Source organism: Streptomyces sp. NPDC001606, from assembly GCF_053596835.1.
Genome location: NZ_JBSFHC010000005.1, coordinates 23,287 through 43,772 on the forward strand (window position 1 = coordinate 23,287; position 20,486 = coordinate 43,772).

19 protein-coding genes are annotated in these 20,486 nt (G+C 72.2%); 13 read left to right on the top strand and 6 right to left on the bottom strand.

Annotation, left to right across the window (positions count from 1 at the left end; translation table 11 throughout):
- The first annotated feature begins 45 nt into the window (after positions 1-45).
- The 5 genes from ACWCV9_RS11685 to ACWCV9_RS11705 all read left to right on the top strand — a co-directional run bounded on the left by ACWCV9_RS11685 (position 46) and on the right by ACWCV9_RS11705 (position 6,530).
- Complete coding sequence (locus tag ACWCV9_RS11685; RefSeq protein WP_450785802.1) at positions 46-1,482, top strand: MFS transporter; 1,437 nt, start codon at positions 46-48, stop codon at positions 1,480-1,482.
- Between the two features lie 66 nt (positions 1,483-1,548).
- Positions 1,549-2,742 carry a cytochrome P450 family protein gene (locus tag ACWCV9_RS11690; protein WP_450785803.1) on the top strand — a complete coding sequence of 398 codons (1,194 nt, stop codon included), beginning with the start codon at positions 1,549-1,551 and terminating at the stop codon, positions 2,740-2,742.
- 104 nt (positions 2,743-2,846) lie between these two features.
- Positions 2,847-4,184, top strand: coding sequence for a crotonyl-CoA carboxylase/reductase (ccrA, locus tag ACWCV9_RS11695; RefSeq protein ID WP_450786243.1), 1,338 nt, complete (start codon positions 2,847-2,849; stop codon positions 4,182-4,184).
- 59 nt (positions 4,185-4,243) lie between these two features.
- Positions 4,244-5,455, top strand: coding sequence for a cytochrome P450 (locus tag ACWCV9_RS11700; protein WP_450785805.1), 1,212 nt, complete (start codon positions 4,244-4,246; stop codon positions 5,453-5,455).
- Positions 5,456-5,615: 160 nt separating this feature from the next.
- Positions 5,616-6,530 (top strand): HipA family kinase, encoded by a 915-nt coding sequence (locus ACWCV9_RS11705; protein ID WP_385845983.1) that lies wholly within the window; start codon positions 5,616-5,618, stop codon positions 6,528-6,530.
- 58 nt (positions 6,531-6,588) lie between these two features.
- Here ACWCV9_RS11705 and aceB read toward each other — a convergent pair whose 3' ends face one another.
- Together aceB and ACWCV9_RS11715 are read right to left on the bottom strand one after the other, a co-directional pair.
- Positions 6,589-8,214, bottom strand: coding sequence for a malate synthase A (aceB, locus tag ACWCV9_RS11710; RefSeq protein WP_450785807.1), 1,626 nt, complete (start codon positions 8,212-8,214; stop codon positions 6,589-6,591).
- A gap of 184 nt (positions 8,215-8,398) precedes the next feature.
- Positions 8,399-9,013, bottom strand: coding sequence for a nucleotidyltransferase family protein (locus tag ACWCV9_RS11715; RefSeq protein ID WP_450785809.1), 615 nt, complete (start codon positions 9,011-9,013; stop codon positions 8,399-8,401).
- Positions 9,014-9,169: 156 nt separating this feature from the next.
- Between ACWCV9_RS11715 and ACWCV9_RS11720 the strand changes: the two genes are divergently transcribed.
- Positions 9,170-9,457 carry a DUF5955 family protein gene (locus tag ACWCV9_RS11720; protein WP_450785810.1) on the top strand — a complete coding sequence of 96 codons (288 nt, stop codon included), beginning with the start codon at positions 9,170-9,172 and terminating at the stop codon, positions 9,455-9,457.
- 67 nt (positions 9,458-9,524) lie between these two features.
- Here ACWCV9_RS11720 and ACWCV9_RS11725 read toward each other — a convergent pair whose 3' ends face one another.
- Complete coding sequence (locus tag ACWCV9_RS11725) at positions 9,525-10,319, bottom strand: IclR family transcriptional regulator (protein WP_385845979.1); 795 nt, start codon at positions 10,317-10,319, stop codon at positions 9,525-9,527.
- Positions 10,320-10,593: 274 nt separating this feature from the next.
- Here ACWCV9_RS11725 and allB point away from each other — a divergent pair, with 274 nt between their 5' ends.
- Positions 10,594-11,931: an allantoinase AllB gene (allB, locus tag ACWCV9_RS11730; RefSeq protein ID WP_450785812.1), complete on the top strand. Its 1,338-nt coding sequence runs from the start codon at positions 10,594-10,596 to the stop codon at positions 11,929-11,931.
- 53 nt (positions 11,932-11,984) lie between these two features.
- Complete coding sequence (alc, locus tag ACWCV9_RS11735) at positions 11,985-13,100, top strand: allantoicase (RefSeq protein WP_450785814.1); 1,116 nt, start codon at positions 11,985-11,987, stop codon at positions 13,098-13,100.
- Between the two features lie 64 nt (positions 13,101-13,164).
- On the opposite strand, the gene ACWCV9_RS11740 is transcribed toward alc, so the two are convergent.
- Positions 13,165-13,959, bottom strand: a complete 795-nt coding sequence (locus tag ACWCV9_RS11740; protein WP_450785815.1) for an SDR family oxidoreductase — start codon at positions 13,957-13,959, stop codon at positions 13,165-13,167.
- 100 nt (positions 13,960-14,059) lie between these two features.
- On the opposite strand from ACWCV9_RS11740, the gene ACWCV9_RS11745 reads away from it, so the two are divergent.
- From ACWCV9_RS11745 to ACWCV9_RS11755, 3 genes are all read left to right on the top strand, one after another.
- Positions 14,060-14,878 carry an AIM24 family protein gene (locus ACWCV9_RS11745; protein WP_450785817.1) on the top strand — a complete coding sequence of 273 codons (819 nt, stop codon included), beginning with the start codon at positions 14,060-14,062 and terminating at the stop codon, positions 14,876-14,878.
- A 76-nt stretch (positions 14,879-14,954) separates the two neighbouring features.
- Entirely contained in the window at positions 14,955-15,563 is a 609-nt protein-coding gene (locus tag ACWCV9_RS11750; RefSeq protein WP_450785818.1) for a dihydrofolate reductase family protein, read from the top strand.
- Positions 15,564-15,696: 133 nt separating this feature from the next.
- The gene (locus ACWCV9_RS11755) at positions 15,697-16,605 is read left to right on the top strand and encodes a DMT family transporter (RefSeq protein ID WP_450785820.1); all 909 of its coding nucleotides are present in this window, start codon (positions 15,697-15,699) and stop codon (positions 16,603-16,605) included.
- A gap of 115 nt (positions 16,606-16,720) precedes the next feature.
- Here ACWCV9_RS11755 and ACWCV9_RS11760 read toward each other — a convergent pair whose 3' ends face one another.
- Entirely contained in the window at positions 16,721-17,116 is a 396-nt protein-coding gene (locus tag ACWCV9_RS11760; protein ID WP_450785821.1) for a ribonuclease domain-containing protein, read from the bottom strand.
- A 194-nt stretch (positions 17,117-17,310) separates the two neighbouring features.
- Here ACWCV9_RS11760 and ACWCV9_RS11765 point away from each other — a divergent pair, with 194 nt between their 5' ends.
- Positions 17,311-18,495, top strand: coding sequence for a cytochrome P450 family protein (locus ACWCV9_RS11765; RefSeq protein ID WP_450785823.1), 1,185 nt, complete (start codon positions 17,311-17,313; stop codon positions 18,493-18,495).
- An 86-nt stretch (positions 18,496-18,581) separates the two neighbouring features.
- Here ACWCV9_RS11765 and ACWCV9_RS11770 read toward each other — a convergent pair whose 3' ends face one another.
- On the bottom strand, positions 18,582-19,604 hold the full coding sequence (locus ACWCV9_RS11770; RefSeq protein ID WP_450785824.1) for a Gfo/Idh/MocA family protein: 1,023 nt from the start codon (positions 19,602-19,604) through the stop codon (positions 18,582-18,584).
- Between the two features lie 130 nt (positions 19,605-19,734).
- On the opposite strand from ACWCV9_RS11770, the gene ACWCV9_RS11775 reads away from it, so the two are divergent.
- Positions 19,735-20,472, top strand: a complete 738-nt coding sequence (locus ACWCV9_RS11775) for a GntR family transcriptional regulator (protein WP_385845990.1) — start codon at positions 19,735-19,737, stop codon at positions 20,470-20,472.
- Positions 20,473-20,486 lie beyond the last annotated feature (14 nt).

Below are 20,486 nucleotides of genomic sequence, written 5' to 3' on the forward strand. Positions count from 1 at the left end.
GCAGACGCCGTCGCCGGGGCATCCCCCGACACAGAAAGAACCGTTATGGCAAACGAACCGGCCGCCCCGGCTCGCCCGTCCTTCGGACTGACCGTCCTGGCCGTGTCCCTGCCGATGTTCATGGTGGCGCTGGACAACCTGGTGGTGACCAACGCGCTGGCCTCCATCAAGCACGACCTGCACGCCTCGATCCAGGGCCTGCAATGGGTCACCAACAGCTACATCCTCGGCTTCGCCAGCCTGCTGCTCGTCGCGGCCGGCCTCGGCGACCGGTTCGGGCGCCGCACGGTGTTCGTCTCCGGCCTGTCGCTGTTCGTGCTGTTCTCGATCGGCTGCGCCCTGTCCACCTCCACCGCGGCCCTGGTCACCCTGCGCGCCCTCCAGGGCATGAGCGCGGCCGCCGTACTGCCGCTGTCGCTGACCATGCTCACCGTGGCCGTGCCGGCCGAGAAGCGGGGCGTCGCGATCGGCATCTGGTCCAGCATCAGCAGCCTGGCCGTCGGCATCGCCCCGCTGATCGGCGGCGCCATCACCACCGGCATCGGCTGGCACTGGCTGTTCTGGCTGAACGTGCCGATCGGCATCGTCGCCGTCCCGCTGGTGCTGCGCGTGCACAGCGAGAGCAAGGGCGCGGCCGCCGGACTCGACCTGCTCGGCCTGCTGCTCGGCGCCACCGGAGTGCTCGCCCTCGTCTGGGCCATCGTGGACAGCAGCGAGTACGGCTGGACCTCCGCCCGGGTGCTCGGCAAGTACGCCGCGGCCGCCGTCCTGCTGGTGCTGTTCGTGCTGTGGGAACGGCGCACCGCCCAGCCGCTGCTCCCGCTGCGGATCTACCGCAGCCGCGCCTTCACCCTGACCAACCTCGCCTCGCTCGCCGTGTACTTCGGCCTGTTCGGCTCGATCTTCTTCCTCGCCCAGTACCTCCAGGTGGTCCGCCACCACTCGCCCTTCGTGGCCGGTCTGTGGACCCTGCCGTGGGCCGTCATGCCGACGATCTGCGCGCCGTACGCGGGCAAGCTCATCCCCAAGGTGGGCGCCAGCAAGCTGATCGCCGCCGGTCTGGCGCTCGCCGCCGTCGGCCTGGCCTGGTGCGCCCTGATCTCCGACCCGGCCACCGCCGACTGGCAGATGGTGGTGCCGTACATGCTGTGCGGCATCGGCACCGGACTGATCTTCGCGCCGAGCGCGACCGTCGTCGTCACCTCGGTGCAGCCGCAGGACATCGGCAAGGCGTCCGGCACCAACGCCACCGTCCGCGAGATCGGCAGCGCCCTCGGCATCGCCGTCCTGACCACCGTCTTCACCAGCCGGGGCGGCAACTACCAGTCGCCGGCGGCCTTCACCGACGCCATCATCCCGGGCCTGTGGATCTGCGTCGTGGTGCTGCTGGCCGGCGGCGCGCTGGCGCTCGGCATCCCGCCGCTCAAGCCGCCGGCCCCCGCCCCCGCGCCGGCCGCGAAGCCGCAGCCCGCCCTCGACTGACCGCCCTTCCCGCCCCGCACCGCTCGGACCGCAAGGACCGCACGCACCACAAGGAGCACAACGCACATGGTCACCTTCACCGACCTCTACGCCGAGTACGGCGTGAAGTCCCCGCACGATCTGTTCGAGCGGCTGCGCGAACAGCGCCCGCTGTTCCAGGTCGAGTTGCCCAACGGGGTGCCGCTGTGGCTGGTCACCCGGTACGCGGACTGCCGGGCGGGTCTCGGCGACGCCCGGCTGTCCAACCGGATCGGCACCCGGATCGTCGCCAAGGACGTGCTGCCCGCCGAGATCCGCGCCAGCATGGGCACCCACATGCTGCGGGTCGACGGCACCGACCACACCCGGCTGCGGCGGCTGGTGTCCTCGGTGTTCACGGCCAAGCGGATCGAACGGCTCCGGCCGATGATCGAGCAGATGACCAGCGACCTGCTGGACAAGATGGCCGCGCAGGAGCACCCGGACGCCATCCACGACCTGGCCTACCCGCTGCCCATGCAGGTCATCTGCGAACTGCTCGGCGTGCCCGTCGCCGACCACGAGCGCTTCCGCACCTGGTCCAACGCCTACCTCGCGGGCGTCGGCACCCAGAACTTCCCGGTCGACGTGGTCACCGAGTTCGTCCACTACGTCCGCGACCTGGTCGAGCAGAAGCGGGCCGAGCCGGACGACAAGCTGCTGTCCGCGATGATCTCCGCCCGGGACAACGAGGACCGGCTCGCCGAGAACGAGCTGACCTCGATGTGCTTCCTGCTCATCATCGCCGGCTACGAGACCACCGTGAACCTGCTCGGCAACGGCACCGCCCTGCTGCTCGCCGACCCCGAGCTGGCCGACCGGCTGCGCGCCGACCACGAGAAGATCCCGGCCGCCGTCGAGGAGTTCCTGCGCTACGAGAGCCCGGTGCCCGGCGCCAGCTTCCGGGTCGCCACCGAGACCCTGGAACTGGGCGGACAGACCATCAAGGAGGGCGAACTGGTCCTCATCTCCCTGCTGTCCGCCAACCGCGACGAGCAGGTCTTCGACGACTCGATGACCTTCGACGCCGAGCGCGCCCCCAACCAGCACATGGCCTTCGGCTACGGCATCCACTACTGCCTGGGCGCCCCGCTGGCCCGGCTGGAGGCCCACATCGCCTTCCGCCAGCTGCTGGAGCGCTTCCCGAAGATGGAGCGCCTGGACCCGTCGGCCGAGCTGAAGTGGCGGCCCGGACTGGTGATGCGCGGTCTGACCGAACTGCCGGTGAAGCTCGGTCAGTAGACACCCCGGGCGGTCCCACCGCGAGACCGCCCACGGCGGTGGCCGGCCGGCACGGCCACCGCCGCCGAAACCTGAACCCCCTAGCCCCACGGGAGTCTGTGGTGATAGCCGACCTGCTGGCCGCGATCGAGTCGCCCGACGCGGCGGCCCGCGACGTCGCGTCCCTGCCGGTACCGGAGTCCTACCGGGCCGCCGTGCTGCTCAAGGACGAGCAGCACATGTTCGACGGGCTGCCGCTCGCCGACCGGCAGCCCGCGAAGGCCCTGCACCTGAAGGACGTACCGACCCCGGAGCCCGGCCCCGGCGAGGCCCTGGTCGCCGTCATGGCCAGCTCCGTCAACTACAACACGGTGTGGAGCGCGCTGTTCTCGCCCGTGCCGACCTTCGCCTTCCTCGAACGCTACGCCCGCACCGGCGGCCCGGCCGCCCGGCACGACCAGCCCTACCACGTCATCGGCTCCGACCTGTCCGGCGTGGTGCTGCGCACCGGCCCCGGAGTGCGCCGCTGGCAGCCCGGGGACCGGGTGGTCGCGCACTGCCTCTCCGTGGAGCTGGAGGACGCGGCCGGCCACGACGACACCATGCTCGACCCCGAGCAGCGGATCTGGGGGTTCGAGACCAACTTCGGCGGCCTGGCCCAACTGGCGCTGGTGAAGGCCAACCAGCTGATGCCCAAGGCCGCCCACCTCACCTGGGAGGAGGCCGCCGCCCCCGGACTGGTCAACTCCACCGCCTACCGCCAGCTGATCTCCCGCAACGGCGCCGGCATGAAGGTCGGCGACAACGTCCTCATCTGGGGCGCGGGCGGCGGCCTCGGCTCGTACGCCACCCAGTACGCGCTGGCGGGCGGCGCGGTGCCGATCTGTGTCGTCTCCAGCGAGCAGAAGGCGGAGATCTGCCGCGCCATGGGCGTCGAGGCGATCATCGACCGCAGCGCGGAGGACTACCGGTTCTGGCGCGACGAGCACACCCAGGACCAGCGCGAGTGGAAGCGGCTCGGCAAGCGCATCCGCGAACTGACCGGCGGCGAGGACGTCGACATCGTCTTCGAGCACCCCGGCCGCGAGACCTTCGGCGCCTCCGTCTACGTCACCCGCCGCGGCGGCACCATCGTCACCTGCGCCTCCACCTCCGGCTACCGGCACGAGTTCGACAACCGCTACCTGTGGATGCACCTCAAGCGGATCATCGGCTCCCACTTCGCCAACTACCGCGAGGCCTGGGAGGCCAACCGGCTCGTCACCAAGGGCCGCATCCACCCCACCCTCTCCCGCAGCTACCCCCTCGCGGAGATCGGCCAGGCGGTGGACGACGTCCACGCCAACCGGCACCACGGCAAGGTCGGCGTGCTGTGCCTCGCCCCCGGCGAGGGGCTCGGCGTCACCGACCCCGAGCTGCGGGCCCGGCACGAGCCGGCCATCAACCGCTTCCGCACCGGCTGAGCGCGCCACCCGCCGCCCGGCCCGACCCTCGCCCCCCACTCACAGATTGGCCGAGTCGCATGACCGACACCCCTCTCGCCGTGGAGTCCCTCGACTACCCGTTCGAGCGGCCCACGGCACTGGAACCGTGTCCCCACTACAAGCGCCTGCGGGAGAGCTGCCCGGTGGCGGACATCCGGATGCCCAGCGGTGACCACGCCTTCCTGGTCACCGACTACGACGCGGTGCGCACCGTCCTCTCCGACGCCCGGTTCAGCCGGGCCGCCACCGCCCGGCCCGGTGCTCCCCGGATCGGCACCGAGCCGCAGAACGCCAAGAACCTGCTCAGCATGGACCCGCCGGAGCACACCCGGGTACGGCGACTGGTCTCGCGGGAGTTCACCGCCCGCCGGGTCGCCGCGCTCCGGCCGCGCATCCAGGCCTGCGCGGACGAGCTGCTGGACGCGATGGAGCGGACCGGATCCCCGGCCGACCTCGTCCCGGCGCTCGCCTTCCCGCTGCCCGTGACCGTCATCTGCGAACTGCTCGGGGTCCCGCTGGACGAGCGCGAGCAGATCGCCGAGTGGTCCGGCACCGTCCTGTCGACCGTGTCGCTGCCGGTCGAACAGATCGTCGCCGCCCACACCGGGCTGGCCGGCTACCTGGGCGGCCTGATCGCCGCCAAGCGCAAGCAGCCGGGCGACGACCTGCTGTCCGCCCTCGTGTCGATCCACGAGGAGGACGCCGAACGCCTGGACGAGGAGGAGCTGCTGCACCTCGCGATCACCCTCCTGATCGCCGGGCACGAGACGACCACCAACCAGATCGGCAACAGCGTCCTCGCGCTGCTCACCCACCCCGAGCAGTTCGAGGCGGTCCGCCGCGACCCCGGGGCCGTCCCCGCCGCCGTGGAGGAGCTGCTGCGGTTCGTCCCGCCGGGCGACGAGGCGACTCTGCGCATCGCCACCGAGGACGTGCAACTGGGCGACACCCTCGTCCCCGCGGGCACCGCGGTCCTCGCCTCGCTGGCCTCCGCCAACCGCGACGCCGGCCACTTCACCGCGCCCGACACCCTCGACACCGCCCGCGTCCCCGACGCCCAGCACCTGACGTTCGGCTACGGCATCCACTACTGCCTCGGCGCCGGACTCGCCCGTCTGGAGCTGGAGATCGCCATCGGCAGCCTGCTGCGCAGGTTCCCCACGCTGCGGCTGGACATCCCGGCCGACCAGGTACCGCGCTCCGCGGGCCGCCTGATCCACGGCGTGACGTCCCTCCCGGTGGCCTGGTAACCCCGCACCCGCCACGGCGCCGTCCCTTCCCGGCGCCGTGGCCCCCGGGCCCCCCAGCCCGAACGCTCTGGGCGCGCCCCGGCCCGACTATGCTCACCTCATGCCGGAGGCCGTATCCAGGGCCGCACCGCCATCGACGGACTGCCGGGGGCTTGGGAAGATGCTGCGACAGGTCACTGCCACCCGCTACGTCGCACCCCTGCACTCCGGCGGTTCCGTCCCCGGAGTCGTCGAGGCCGATGATCTCGGGACGTATGTCGTCAAGTTCACCGGCTCGGCGCAGGGGCACAAGGCGCTGGTCGCCGAGGTGATCGTCGGGGAGCTGGCCCGCGCGCTCGGGCTGCGCTTTCCCGAGCTGGTGCTCGTGCACTTCGACCCGGCCGTCGCCGAGGCCGAGCCGCACCAGGAGGTGCGGGACCTGCACAGCGCGAGCGCCGGGGTCAACCTGGGCATGGACTATCTGCCGGGCGCCCGGGACCTCACCCCCGAGATCGCGCCGCACTTCCCGGTGGACCCGCTGGAGGCGGGCCGGATCGTCTGGCTGGACGCGCTGACCGTCAACGTGGACCGTACGGTGCACAGCTCCAACCTGATGGTCTGGCCCACGTTCGGCACCGCGCAGCCGCGGCTGTGGCTCATCGACCACGGCGCCGCCCTGGTCTTCCACCACCGCTGGGACACCACCACCCCGGGCAAGAGGTACGACTTCCGGCACCACGCCCTCGGGCAGTACGGCCCCGATGTGCGCGCCGCGGACGCGGAACTGGCGCCGCTGGTGACCGAGGAGCTGCTGCGCGGGATCGTCGCCGAGGTCCCGGACGCCTGGCTGGCCGAGGACGCCGGCTTCGCCGGTCCGGACGACGTGCGCGCCGCCTATGTCGACTACCTCCTCGCCCGGCTGGACCGCTCGGCGGAGTGGCTGCCCACGGACTTCCCGGGCCGGGAGCAGCTGGCGGCGGAGGAGGCGGCCCGTGCGCGGCAGACCCGGGCGGGCCGCCCCGACTGGCTCAAGCACGTCCCCGACCTGCACGGCAAGCCCGCGGCGGAGCGGGACTGGTCGGGCCACCTGGGCTGAACGCGCCCGAGCGGCCCCGGGAGGCTCCCGGAGCCGCTCGGCGAGCCCTCGGCGGGTGTCAGCCCTTGAGCTGCTCGTAGGCGGGCAGGGTGAGGAAGTCGGCGTAGTCCTCGTCCAGGGAGACCTTCAGCAGCAGGTCGTGCGCCTCCTGCCAGTGGCCGGCGGCGAAGGCGGCCTCGCCGATCTCCTTGCGGATGGCGTCCAGCTCCTCGGCGGCCACCTTGCGGGCCAGCTCGGGGGTGGCCTTGTCACCGTTCTCGAACTCGACACCGGCGTTGATCCACTGCCAGATCTGCGAGCGGGAGATCTCGGCGGTGGCCGCGTCCTCCATCAGGTTGAAGATGGCGACCGCGCCGAGACCGCGCAGCCAGGCCTCGATGTAGCGGATGCCGACCTGGACCGCGTTGACGAGACCGTTGTACGTCGGCTTCGCGTCCAGCGAGTCGATCGCGATGAGGTCGGCGGCCTCGACGTGCACGTCCTCGCGCAGCCGGTCCTTCTGGTTCGGCCGGTCCCCGAGGACCTTGTCGAAGGACTCCATGGCGATCGGGACCAGGTCGGGGTGGGCGACCCAGGAGCCGTCGAAACCGTCGTTCGCCTCGCGGTCCTTGTCGGCGCGGACCTTCTCGAAGGCGACCTTGTTGACCTCGGCGTCGCGCCGGGAGGGGATGAACGCGGCCATGCCGCCGATCGCGTGCGCGCCGCGCTTGTGGCAGGTGCGCACGAGGAGTTCGGTGTACGCCCGCATGAACGGGGCCGTCATCGTGACCGCGTTGCGGTCCGGCAGGACGAACTTGGTGCCGCCGTCCCGGAAGTTCTTCACGATGGAGAACAGGTAGTCCCAGCGGCCGGCGTTCAGCCCCGAGGCGTGGTCGCGGAGTTCGTAGAGGATCTCCTCCATCTCGTACGCGGCCGTGATGGTCTCGATCAGGACGGTGGCGCGGATGGTGCCCTGCGGGATGCCGACGTAGTCCTGGGCGAAGACGAACACGTCGTTCCAGAGGCGGGCCTCCAGGTGCGACTCGGTCTTCGGCAGGTAGAAGTACGGGCCCTTGCCGAGGTCCAGCAGCCGCTGGGCGTTGTGGAAGAAGTAGAGACCGAAGTCGACGAAGGCGCCGGGGACGGGGCGGCCGTCGGCGTCGACCAGGTGGCGCTCATCCAGGTGCCAGCCGCGCGGGCGCATGACGACCGTCGCCAGCTCCTCGTTCGGCCGCAGGGCGTACGACTTGCCCGTGCGCTCGTCGGTGAAGTCGATGTTCCGGGTGTAGGCGTCCGTCAGGTTGAGCTGGCCGAGGACCACGTTCTCCCACGTGGGCGCGGAGGCGTCCTCGAAGTCGGCGAGCCAGACCTTCGCGCCCGAGTTGAGCGCGTTGATGGTCATCTTGCGGTCGGTGGGGCCGGTGATCTCGACGCGCCGGTCGTTCAGCGCGGCAGGGGCCGGGGCGACCTTCCAGGAGTCGTCCGCGCGGATCGCGGCGGTCTCCGGGAGGAAGTCGAGCGTGCAGGTGCGGGCGATCTCGGCGCGGCGCTCGGCGCGGCGGGCGAGGAGTTCGTCACGGCGCGGGGTGAACCGCCGGTGCAGCTCTGCCACGAAGGCGAGCGCCGCGTCCGTGAGGACCTCTTCCTGCCGGGGCAGAGGCTCGGCGTCGACGATGGCCAGCGGGGACGGCGCTGGTGCGGACATGAGCGGTCACTTCCTTCAGCGGTGGCACCAAGTGCCAAGAGGCACGAATAGGGCGAACAGCGCCAGCTGTGCGGGTAGGCGCTTCTGAACAGTGGATAGTAGTTTCCTCATCGTGGAACTTCAATGGTTTGTTGATGTCGAGATTCTCTGAGTCGAGGGAAGGTGGCGCCCGGTGCCACCCCGCTCACTCAAGGTGGAGCAGGTCGGCCTCGGTGTCGATGTCGTACGGCTCGGCCACGTCCGCGCACTCCACCAGCCGGATCCCGCCCTCGTGCCGCTTCAGGTAGGCGCGCGCCCCGCGGTCCCCGGTGGCGGTGGCCGCGATCCCCGTCCAGTGGGCCGCGCCGAACAGCACGGGATGCCCGCGCACCCCGTCGTAGGCCGCGGAGACCAGCGATTTCTCGCCCTCGTACGTGGCCAGCACCCGGGCCACCGCCGCCGCGCCGATCCCGGGCTGGTCCACCAGGATCACCAGCGCCGCGCCGGCCCCCGTACCGGCGAGCGAGTCCAGTCCGGCGCGCAGCGAGGAGCCCATGCCCTCGTTCCAGGCGGGGTTGTCCACCAGTACGCAGCCGGTCAGCTCGGCGCGTTCCCGGACCTCCTCGGCCCGCGCGCCCAGCACCACGTGGATGCGCCCGCAGCCGGCCGCCCGCAGGGTGCCGACCGCGTGCTCGACCAGTGGGCGCCCCCGGTGCTCCAGCAGCGCCTTGGGCCGCCCGCCGAGCCGTCGTCCGCCGCCGGCGGCGAGCACCAGCCCGGCGACGCCCTCGTACCCCTCGTGCCCCTCGATCTCCGTCATGGCTCCTGCATACCCGACGGCGGCCGCGGGGGCCTGTTCCCTTGGGCTGAATTTCGGTCCGCGCTGTGGCGCTCCCGGGCCCGGTGGCGTTTACTGACCCGCGCACGACGGCGCGGTGAGGGGAGGGCCGGGTTGCGGAGTCTTGGGCAGAGGCCGGTGACCGGCAGCGACGAGGATCCGAGAGTGGCGGAGCTGCGGACCGCGGTGTCCCGCCTGCGCCGCGAACTCGCCGCGTTACCGGCGGACTTCCCCGACCGGGCGATAGCCGAGGACGAACTGGCGGCCCTGGCGGCGATGGCCGCGGACGGCCCGCCCGAGATACCGCGGCTGCGCGGCTCCCTGCTGCTGATCGCGGGGGCGATCGGCTCGGTGAGCGCGCTCGCGCGAGGGCTGCGGGAGGTCCGCGAGGCGGTGAACCTGTTCGGCCCGCCGCCGCACCGCTGACCCTCGGTGCCCCCACGATGTGACAAAGCGCCGCCCGGTGCACCGGGCGGCGCCCTGCCGGACGGTCTCAGGCCCCCGAACTGGCCAGCGCCTGTGAGAGTTCCCTGGCCACCTGCTGGAGCACCGGCACGATCTTGTCCGTCGCGGCCTCGGTGACCCGCCCGGCCGGCCCGGAGATGGAGATGGCGGCTGCCGTCGGGGAGTCCGGCACGGACACCGCCAGGCAGCGCACCCCGATCTCCTGCTCGTTGTCGTCGACGGCGTAACCGGCCTGCCGTACCTCGTCCAGCGCCGCCAGGAACGCCTCGGGCGTGGTGATCGTCTTCTCCGTGGCCGCGGGCATCCCGGTGCGCGCCAGCAGCGCCCGCACCTCGTCGTCCGCCACCCCGGCCAGCAGCGCCTTGCCCACCCCGGTGGAGTGCGGCAGGACCCGCCGGCCCACCTCGGTGAACATCCGCATCGAGTGCTTCGACGGCACCTGGGCCACGTAGACGATCTCGTCGCCGTCCAGCAGCGCCATGTTCGCCGTCTCGCCGGTCTCCTCGACCAGTCGCGCGAGATACGGCCGCGCCCAGGTGCCCAGCAGCCGGGAGGCCGACTCGCCGAGCCGGATCAGCCGGGGGCCGAGCGCGTACCGCCGGTTCGGCTGCTGCCGGACGTATCCGCACGCGACCAGCGTGCGCATCAGCCGGTGGATGGTGGGCAGCGGCAGCCCGCTGGTCGCGGACAGTTCGCTGAGACCCACCTCGCCGCCCGCGTCCGCCATCCGCTCGAGCAGGTCGAAGGCGCGCTCGAGGGACTGGACCCCGCCTCCGTTGGCGGACTTGGCGGCGTCGGTGGTGCTGGCGCTGGACGTCGGCACGGCGCGTTCCTTTCGGGGCTGGCGGGAGGGCAGAAGCCTACCCGGCGGCCGGTTGACTCCCCGCTTGTACGTAGCTACGTTCTGCTTACTGGAATTCTAATTCCGCTTTGTGGAAACGTCCAGACCGTGAGCGGGATGACCGCTGCCCAGAAGTGTGCCTCTTGACGGCGACAGGGTGGGAGTGAAGACTCCTTCAACAGAACGTTGAATTCCGTTACGTGGGTGTAAATCCCGTTTTCCTGGGCGTAAAACGGCGGTACAGAGAGGGGTTCGGGTGTCCGAGGCTGAACTGGTGCTGCGCTCGACGCGCGTCATCACTCCGGAGGGGACACGGGCCGCCACGGTCACCGTGGCCGCCGGGAAGATCACGGCCGTACTGCCGTACGACGCCGAGGTTCCCGCCACGGCGCGCCTGGAGGACCTCGGCGACCATGTGCTGCTGCCCGGCCTCGTCGACACCCATGTCCATGTGAACGACCCGGGCCGCACCGAGTGGGAGGGCTTCTGGACCGCCACCCGGGCGGCGGCGGCCGGCGGCATCACCACCCTGGTCGACATGCCGCTCAACTCCCTGCCGCCGACCACCACGGTCGAGCACCTGCGCGTCAAGCAGGACGTGGCCCGGGACAAGGCGCACATCGACGTCGGCTTCTGGGGCGGCGCCCTGCCGGACAACGTCAAGGACCTGCGCCCGCTGCACGACGCCGGGGTCTTCGGCTTCAAGGCCTTCCTGTCGCCGTCCGGCGTGGACGAGTTCCCGCACCTCGACCAGGACCAGCTCGCCCAGTCCCTGGCGGAGATCGCCGGCTTCGACGGCCTGCTGATCGTGCACGCCGAGGACCCGCACCACCTGGCGGCGGCCCCGCAGCACGGCGGCCCCCGGTACGCCGACTTCCTCGCCTCCCGCCCGCGCGACGCCGAGGACACGGCCATCGCCGCCCTGATCGCACAGGCCCGCCGGCTCCGGGCGCGCGTGCACGTGCTGCACCTGTCCTCCAGCGACGCCCTCCCGCTGATCCGCGCCGCCCGCGCGGAGGGGGTGCGGATCACCGTGGAGACCTGCCCGCACTACCTCACCCTCACCGCCGAGGAAGTCCCCGACGGCGCCAGCGAGTTCAAGTGCTGCCCGCCGATCCGCGAGGCCGCCAACCAGGACCTGCTCTGGGAGGCCCTCGCCGACGGCACCATCGACTGCGTGGTCACCGACCACTCACCCTCCACCGCCGACCTGAAGACCGCCGACTTCGCCACCGCCTGGGGCGGGATCTCCGGCCTCCAGCTGAGCCTGTCCGCCGTGTGGACCGCGGCCCGGGAGCGCGGGTACGGCCTGGAGGACGTCGTCCGCTGGATGTCCACCCGGACGGCCGCCCTCGTCGGCCTGGACGACAAGGGCGCCATCGAGGCCGGCCGCGACGCCGACTTCGCCGTCCTCGCCCCCGACGAGACCTTCACCGTCGACCCGGCCGGCCTCCAGCACCGCAACCGGGTCACCGCCTACGCCGGCAAGACCCTGTACGGCGTCGTGAAGTCCACCTGGCTGCGCGGCGAACGCATCGTCGCGGACGGCGAGTTCACCGAGCCGAAGGGCACCCTGCTCGCCCGGCCCCAGTAGCCACCCCCTGCATCCGCAACCGGCCGACTCCCAGAAAGGACCCCCTGATCACCGTGACGGCGATACCCAGCTTCACCGGCGACGCGAACCCCTACGGAGGCGGCGACCCGTACGCGGACTACCGCACCGCCGACTTCCCCTTCACCCAGTACGTCAACCTCGCCGACCGGCAGCTCGGCGCCGGTGTCATCGCCGCCAACGACGAGTTCTTCGCCCAGAGGGAGAACCTGCTGGTCCCCGAGCCGGCCGAGTTCGACCCCGAGCACTTCGGCCACAAGGGCAAGATCATGGACGGCTGGGAGACCCGCCGCCGCCGCGGCGTCTCCGCCGAGCACCCGTGGCCGACCGCCGAGGACCACGACTGGGCGCTGGTCCGGCTCGGCGCGCCGGGTGTCGTCCGCGGGATCGTCGTCGACACCGCCCACTTCCGCGGCAACTACCCGCAGGCGGTCTCCGTCGAGGGCGCGTCCGTACCGGGCTCGCCGTCCCCCGAGGAGCTGCTCGGCGACGACGTGAAGTGGACGACCCTCGTCCCGCGCACCGCCGTCGGCGGCCACGCGGCGAACGGCTTCGCCGTCTCCGTCGAGCAGAGCTTCACCCACCTGCGCGTCAACCAGCACCCCGACGGCGGCATCGCCCGGCTGCGGGTGTACGGCGAGGTCGTGCCGGACCCGCGGTGGCTGGCGGCGCTCGGCACCTTCGACGTGGTCGCGCTGGAGAACGGCGGCCGGGTCGAGGACGCCTCCAACCTCTTCTACTCCCCGGCCACCAACACCATCCAGCCGGGCCGCTCCCGCAAGATGGACGACGGCTGGGAGACCCGCCGCCGCCGGGACCAGGGCAACGACTGGATCCGCTACCAGCTGGTCGCGCAGTCCCGGATCCGCGCCGTCGAGATCGACACCGCCTACCTCAAGGGCAACAGCGCCGGCTGGGCGTCGGTGTCCGTACGGGACGGCGAGGACGGCGACTGGACCGAGATCCTGCCGCGCACCCGCCTCCAGCCCGACACCAACCACCGGTTCGTCCTCGCGGCCCCGGCCGTCGGCACGCACGCGCGGATCGACATCTTCCCCGACGGCGGCATCTCCCGCCTGCGGCTGTTCGGCTCCCTGACCGAGGACGGCGCCGCCCGGCTGACCGCCCGTCACCAGGAGCTGGGCGGCTGACCCGCCCCCACACGCGCGTGGGGCGCACCCGGCCTGGACAGCACCGGTGCGCCCCACGTGTGCCTCAGGCGGCGTGACCGCCGTCGACGGAGAACTCGGCGCCCGTCACATAGGCCGCGTCCGGGCCCGCCAGGTAGGCCACCATCGACGCCACCTCGTCGGCCGTGCCGAAGCGCCCCAGGGCGGTCAGCTCCCGCTGCCCGTCGGCGTACGGACCGTCCGCCGGGTTCATGTCCGTGTCGACCGGCCCCGGGTGGACCAGGTTCGCCGTGATCCCGCGCCCGCCCAGCTCCCGGGCCAGGCCCCTGTTCAGCCCGGTCAGCGCCGCCTTGCTCATCGCGTACAGCGTCATACCCGGCCCCGGCACCCGCTGGGTCACACAGCTGCCGACCGTGACGATCCGGCCCCCGGACCGCATCCGCGCGGCCGCGGCCTGCGCGGTCAGGAACACACCGCGCACATTCACCGCGAGCACCCGGTCGACGTCCGCCGGGGTGAGCGTCTCCAGCGGACCCAGCAGCCCGACGCCCGCGTTGTTCACCAGCACGTCGAGCCGGCCGTACTCCGCGGCCGCGCGCTCCACCGCGCCCGCCGCCTGCCCGGGGTCCGCCGCGTCGGCGCGCAGCGCCACCGCCCCGCGCCCCAGCGCCCGCACGGCCCGGACCACGTCCGCGGCCGCCCGTTCGTCCTGCACATACGTCACCGCCACGTCCGCGCCCGCGCGCGCGAGCCGCAGCGCGACCGCCGCGCCGATGCCCCGGCTGCCGCCGGTCACCAGCGCGACCCTGCCGTGCAGCGCGGCCCCCGCGCCCCGCCCCGTCTCCCGGCCTGCTTCCCGCTCTGCTTCTTCTGCTGTCATGCCCCCATCCCAGCCGTCCCGCCGCCGCCTCGCTGGCGGCGAACGGACACCGACCTGGCCGGCGCGGAACTCTCCGCCCCGCCTCCCGCGTTCTCCCCGTGTGACCCTTCAGCAAGAGATCGTCGGCAACGCCATGCAGATGGCGGTCGTCAACCTGAACCCCGGCCAGACCGTGTACTGCGAGGCCGGAAAGTTCCTGTTCAAGACCACGAACGTGACCATGGAGACGCGTCTGTCCAGCCCGTCCGGCAACGGCGGGCAGCAGGCACAGGGCGGCTCGGGCGGCGGCATGGGCGGCCTGCTCCGCCAGGCCATGGGCACCGCGATGCAGGTCGGCCAGCGCATGCTGGCCGGCGAGTCGCTCGCCTTCCAGTACTTCACCGCTCAGGGCGGCCAGGGCACGGTCGGCTTCGCGGGCGTGCTGCCCGGCGAGATGCGCGCCCTGGAACTCGACGGCCACCGCGCCTGGTTCGCCGAGAAGGACGCCTTCGTGGCCGCCGAGTCCAGCGTGGAGTTCGGCATCGCCTTCGCCGGCGGCCGCACCGGCATGAGCGGCGGCGAGGGCTTCATCCTGGAGAAGTTCACCGGGCACGGCACGGTGATCATCGCCGGCGCGGGCAACTTCATCGACCTGAACCCGGCGGACTTCGGCGGCCGCATCGAGGTCGACACCGGCTGTGTGGTCGCCTTCGAGGAGGGCATCCAGTACGGCGTCCAGCGCGTCGGCGGCCTCAACCGCCAGGGGATCATGAACGCCGTCTTCGGCGGCGAGGGCCTGTCCCTGGCCACCCTGGAGGGCAACGGCCGGGTGATCCTCCAGTCGATGACCATCGAGAGCCTCGCCAACGCCCTGAAGAAGGCCCAGGGCGGCGACAAGCAGGGCCCGACCGGGGGACTTTTCTCGACTCACGTGGGCTGAACCGATGAGTTGCGGGTGCGCGCGGGGTCTGAGCTGATGACAGAACAGACCCCGCACCCGGAAGAAGGCACCCGTCATGGGCAAGCTCGTCTCCACCCTCTTCGTCACCCTCGACGGCGTCTACCAGGCCCCCGGTGGCCCGCAGGAGGACACCAGCGGCGGCTTCACCCACGGCGGCTGGAGCTTCCCGTTCGGTGACGAGGACTTCGGCCGCTTCGTCACCGAGTCCTTCGACCGCGCCGGCGCCTTCCTGCTGGGCCGCCGTACGTACGACATCTTCGCCTCCTACTGGCCGAAGATGACCGACCCCACCGACCCGATCGCCTCCCGGCTCAACGGACTTCCGAAGTACGTCGTCTCCAGCACCCTCCAGGCACCCGGGTGGTCCGGCACCACCGTCGTCTCCGGCGACCTCGCCAAGGAGGTCCAGGCCCTCAAGGAGCGCACCGACGGCGAGCTCCAGGTCCACGGCAGCGGCGCCCTGGTCCGGTCCCTGCTGGACCTCCGGCTCGTGGACACCCTGCACCTGATGACCTTCCCGGTCGTCCTCGGCACCGGCCGCCGCGCTTTCCCGGAGGGCACGGTCCCCACCCGCTTCCGGCGCACCGGCGGCCGCATCACCGGTACCGGCGTCTCCATCCAGTCGTACGACGTCGCGGGCGAGCCCGAGTACGGCTCTTTCTGAGCAGCGAGGGACCGCGGAAATACCAGGGGAAATACCAGGGGCGGGCGGCGCTCTCCCGCCAGTAGCATGATCGCGCCCTGTGCGAGCCGACGGCGTCTTTGCACTCCGTGCCGAAGACCGGGAGAGCCGCCGCATGTCCACCACGACCGCCGTACCGGGCGCCGTCCTCGCGCCGCGCCGTGCCTGGCAGACCGACCTGCCCCTGCTGCTCGTCGCGGTCTGCTGGGGCGCCAGCTACCTCGCGGCGAAGGACATCACCACCGCCGGGACGGTCCTCGCCGTCCTGGTGCTGCGGTCCGCGCTCGCGGTGCCGGTCCTCGCCGTCGCCGGCCGCCGCGCCCTGCGTGCCCTCACCGGCGCCCAGTGGCGCGGGGCGGCCCTGCTCGGGCTGGTGCTGAGCGGCATCTTCCTGCTGGAGACCTACGGGGTGGTGCACACCTCGGCCACCAACGCGGGCCTGGTCATCAGCCTCACCATGATCTTCACCCCGCTCGCCGAGGCCGCCGTCACCCGTACCCGGCCCACCCCGGCCTTCCTCGGCGCGGCCGCCCTGTCGGTGCTCGGCGTGGTGCTGCTCACCCAGGGCGCCGGTTTCACCCGGCCGGGCACCGGCGACCTGCTGATGCTGCTGGCCGCCCTCGCGCGCACGGTGCACGTCCTCGCGATGTCCCGGCTCAAGGCGGTCCGGGGCGCCGCCGCGCTGCCGCTCACCACGGTGCAGCTGGGCACCGCCGTCCTCGTCTTCGCCCTGCTCACGGCCGTCGGCGGCGGCCCGGCGCCGTGGACCGCGGCGGCGGACCTCGGCCCGGGTCAGTGGGCCGGGCTGCTCTTCCTGTCCGTCCTGTGCACGCTGTTCGCCTTCTTCGTCCAGATGTGGGCCGTACGCCGTACCTCGCCCTCCCGGGTCAGCCTGCTGCTCGGCACCGAGCCGCTGTGGGCCGCCGCGGCCGGCATCGCGCTGGGCGGCGACCGGCCCGGCCTGCTCGGCCTCACCGGAGGCGCCCTGGTGCTGCTGGGGACGGCGTGGGGGCGCCGCGCGTGACCGGCACCTCCTGAACCAGTGGCCCGGTGGATCCGGCGGCCGACCATCCGGCCGCGCACGGCCGAAGGCCCGGCGAGAGATCGCCGGGCCTTCGGGCGCGGTGCGGGCCGCTGTGTCAGCAGCCGAAGTCGATCAGGTTGAACGTCGCGTAGTGGTCGGAGGTGTAGTAGTCCTCCTGGTAGTCCTCACCGGTGACGATGCGGCGGGCGCCGCGGGTGGGGGAGCCCGGGGTGATGACCGTGTACTCGTGGTAGTAGCCGTACGACTCGCTGGGCAGGACGCCTTCCTTGTTGGAGAAGACGGTGCCGTCCTGGGAGTACGGGAAGGGGCCGCCCTGGTCGATCAGGTCCAGGGTGTCGTGGGCCTGCGAAGGCAGGGCGCTGTAGCAGATGCTGCCGACGGACGAGGTGGCGGCGTCCGCCGTGGTGGCGGAGACGGTGCCGCCCACGAGAAGGGCGGACAGGAGCGCGGCTGCGGCGCCGATACGCGAAGCGCGTGGGGGGAATCTCATGCCCTCATGATGACGCGCGTAGACGTTGGCATGTCAACGACAAAGTTGAAGAGTTTCCTTTCAAGTCACATGGGTTTCCCGGAAGTTAACCCGCGCTGCCGTGGCGGGCACCGAAGCGGCGTGCCGTACGTTGTCGGTGTACGGGGTGCTTGTCGTGGCCTCGGGGGACCTCAACGGGAGGATGGAACACAAGCATGGAACCAGTCGTCGACCTGGGGGAGTTCGGGGACACGCTGCTCAGCGACCCGCACACGGTGTACGCGCAGCTGCGTGAGCGGGGTCCGGTCCACCGGGTGCGGCCCCCGGGCGCGGAGGAGGGCTACACGGCCTGGCTCGTCGTCGGTTACGAGGAGGCCCGCGCCGCGCTCGCCGACCCCCGCCTGGGCAAGGATCCCAGCAAGATCGGCGTGTCCATCGTCGACACGGACATGGTCGGCCGGCACATGCTCATCACCGACCCGCCGCAGCACACCCGGCTGCGCTCGCTGGTTTCGCGCGCGTTCACCGCGCGCCGGATCGAGCAACTGCGCCCGCGCATCCAGCGCATCACCGACGACCTGCTGGACGAGATGCTCCCGGCCGGCCGCGGGGACCTCATCGGCTCCCTGGCCTACCCGCTGCCCATCACCGTCATCTGCGAACTGCTCGGCGTGCCCGAGATCGACCGCGAGGAGTTCCGCAAGCTCTCGACGGAGACGGTCGCGCCGACCAGCCCGGAGAGCGAGCAGGCGGCCATCGCGCGCCTCGGCGAGTTCCTCACCGGCCTGATCGAGGACAAGAGCGCCGGCGGTCCCTCCGACGACCTGCTCGGCGATCTCATCCGCACCACCGCCGAGGACGGCGACCGGCTCTCTGCCCCGGAACTGCGCGGCATGGCCTTCCTGTTGCTGATCGCGGGCCACGAGACCACCGTCAACCTCATCGGCAACGGCGTCCTCGCCCTGCTCAGCCACCCCGACCAACTCGCCGCCCTGCGCGCCGACATGGGCCTGCTGGACGGCGCGATCGAGGAGATGCTGCGCTACGAAGGGCCGGTGCACACCGCCACCTTCCGGTTCGCGGCCGAGCCCCTGGAGATCGGCGGCGTCCCCATCGGCCGCAATGAGCACGTGATGATCGGCCTCACCGCCGCCCAGCGCGACGGCGCCCGCTTCGCCGAGCCGGACCGCTTCGACATCCGGCGCGACAGCCGCGGCCACCTCGCCTTCGGCCATGGCATCCACTTCTGCCTGGGCGCACCGCTGGCCCGGCTGGAGGGCCGGATCGCGATCGGCAGCCTCCTGGAGCGCGCCCCCGGCCTGGCCCTGGACGGCGCGCCGGGCGAGTGGCTGCCGGGCCTGCTGATGCGGGGGGTGCGCAGCCTGCCGGTGCGCTGGTGAGCGGGGCCGGGCGGGCGGTCGTACGACGGCGGCGCCCGGGTCCGGCAGCTCCCTGAGCGGGGTCGGCCGTGTGCCGGCTGCGGGGTCTAGCCGTACGACGGCTGCGGCCGGTCCGGGATCTCCGTGAGCGGCACCGGGCGCCGTTCCCGTCGGGAGACCTCGCAGGCCTCGGCGATCCGCAGTGCCTGCAAGGCCTCCCGGCCGTCGCACGGGTTGGGCCGCTCGCCGCGCACCACATCGACGAAGGCGTTCAGCTCGGCCTCGTAGGCGCGCCCGAAGCGCTCCAGGAAGCCGGTCCACGGCTTGTCCGCGGGCGGCGGCCCGGTCGGCTCGGTGGAGGCGAGCGGCGTACGGTCGTCCAGCCCGACCACGACCGTGTCCCGCTCCCCGGCCAGCTCCATGCGGACGTCGTAGCCGGCGCCGTTCAGCCGGGTCGCCGTCGCCGTGGCCAGGGTGCCGTCGTCCAGCGTGAGCAGCGCCGCGCCGGTGGCGACGTCTGCGGTGTCCCGGAACAGCGGCAGGCCGCCGTCCGAGCCGGTGGCGTACACCTCGGTCACCTCGCGGCCGGTCACCCACCGCAGCACATCGGCGTCCTGGATCAGCGTGTCCCGGAACAGCCCGCCGGACACCGCCAGCCACTCGGCCGGCGGCGGGGTCTGGTCGCAGCTCATGACCCGGACGGTGTGCAGCCGGCCGAGCCGTCCGTCGCGCACGGCCTCGCGCGCCCCGGTGTACCCGGCGTCGAACCGTCGCTGGAAGCCCATCTGAAGGACCGTCCCGGCCGCCTCCACCTCGGCCAGCGCCTGCAAGGTGCCCGGCAGGTCCAGCGCGATGGGCTTCTCGCAGAAGACCGGCAGCCCGGAGCGGGCCGCCCGGCCGATCAGCTCGGCGTGGGCCGCCGTCGCCGTGGTGATCACCACGGCGTCCACGCCCCACCGGTAGATCTCGTCCACCCCCGGCGCCGCGGTCTCGCCCAGCCGGTGCGCCAGCGCTTGCGCCCGCACCGGATCCGCGTCCGTGAGGATCAGGGACCCGACCTCGCGGTGACGGCTGAGCGTCCTGGCGTGAAGGGTGCCGATGCGGCCCGTACCGATGACCCCGATGCGCATGGAAACAAAGTGAGGGCGAACCCCGTACCCTGTCAATGCAAATGTCCGGACAATCGGACTTCACAACTTCCCGTCAACCATGCACGGGGTTACGCTCGGCCCCGTGCCGAAACCAGATGTGGACCCGACCGTGTCGCTCGACCTCCGCGTGGACCGAAGCTCCCCGGTGCCCCTGTACTTCCAGCTCTCCCAGCAGCTGGAGGCCGCCATCGAGCACGGCAGCCTCACGCCGGGCAGCCTGCTGGGCAACGAGATCGAGCTGGCCGCCCGGCTCGGCCTGTCCCGGCCGACCGTCCGCCAGGCCATCCAGTCGCTCGTCGACAAGGGACTCCTCGTGCGCCGCCGGGGCGTGGGCACGCAGGTCGTGCACAGTCAGGTCAAGCGCCCGCTGGAGCTGAGCAGCCTCTACGACGACCTGGAGGCGGCCGGCCAGCGCCCCGCGACCAAGGTGCTGGTCAACACCGTCGTCCCGGCCTCCGCCACGGTCGCCGCCGCCCTCGCCGTCGCCGAGGGCAGCGATGTGCACCGCATCGAGCGGCTGCGCCTCGCGCACGGCGAACCCATGGCCTACCTGGTCAACCATCTTCCGCCCGGGCTGCTCGACCTGGACACCGACCAGCTGGAGGCCACCGGCCTGTACCGGCTGATGCGCTCGGCGGGCATCACCCTGCACAGCGCCCGCCAGTCCATCGGCGCCCGCGGCGCCACCGCCGCCGAGGCCGAGCGGCTCACCGAACCCGAGGGCGCCCCGCTGCTCACCATGCAGCGCACCACCTTCGACGACACCGGACGCGCGGTCGAGTTCGGCGACCACATCTACCGCCCCGCGCGCTACTCCTTCGAGTTCCAGCTGCTCGTCCGCCCTTGACGACCGCCCCGGCC

Excerpts from the sequence above, each read along its gene's own strand:
- ACWCV9_RS11740 (WP_450785815.1), bottom strand. The coding sequence starts at position 13,959 with ATGACAGCAGAAGAAGCAGAGCGGGAAGCAGGCCGGGAGACGGGGCGG.
- ACWCV9_RS11685 (WP_450785802.1), top strand. The coding sequence starts at position 46 with ATGGCAAACGAACCGGCCGCCCCGGCTCGCCCGTCCTTCGGACTGACC.
- ACWCV9_RS11705 (WP_385845983.1), top strand. The coding sequence starts at position 5,616 with ATGCTGCGACAGGTCACTGCCACCCGCTACGTCGCACCCCTGCACTCC.
- ACWCV9_RS11760 (WP_450785821.1), bottom strand. The coding sequence starts at position 17,116 with ATGAGATTCCCCCCACGCGCTTCGCGTATCGGCGCCGCAGCCGCGCTC.
- ACWCV9_RS11715 (WP_450785809.1), bottom strand. The coding sequence starts at position 9,013 with ATGACGGAGATCGAGGGGCACGAGGGGTACGAGGGCGTCGCCGGGCTG.
- ACWCV9_RS11690 (WP_450785803.1), top strand. The coding sequence starts at position 1,549 with ATGGTCACCTTCACCGACCTCTACGCCGAGTACGGCGTGAAGTCCCCG.
- aceB (WP_450785807.1), bottom strand. The coding sequence starts at position 8,214 with ATGTCCGCACCAGCGCCGTCCCCGCTGGCCATCGTCGACGCCGAGCCT.
- ACWCV9_RS11755 (WP_450785820.1), top strand. The coding sequence starts at position 15,697 with ATGTCCACCACGACCGCCGTACCGGGCGCCGTCCTCGCGCCGCGCCGT.
- ACWCV9_RS11770 (WP_450785824.1), bottom strand. The coding sequence starts at position 19,604 with ATGCGCATCGGGGTCATCGGTACGGGCCGCATCGGCACCCTTCACGCC.
- ACWCV9_RS11700 (WP_450785805.1), top strand. The coding sequence starts at position 4,244 with ATGACCGACACCCCTCTCGCCGTGGAGTCCCTCGACTACCCGTTCGAG.
- ACWCV9_RS11765 (WP_450785823.1), top strand. The coding sequence starts at position 17,311 with ATGGAACCAGTCGTCGACCTGGGGGAGTTCGGGGACACGCTGCTCAGC.
- ACWCV9_RS11750 (WP_450785818.1), top strand. The coding sequence starts at position 14,955 with ATGGGCAAGCTCGTCTCCACCCTCTTCGTCACCCTCGACGGCGTCTAC.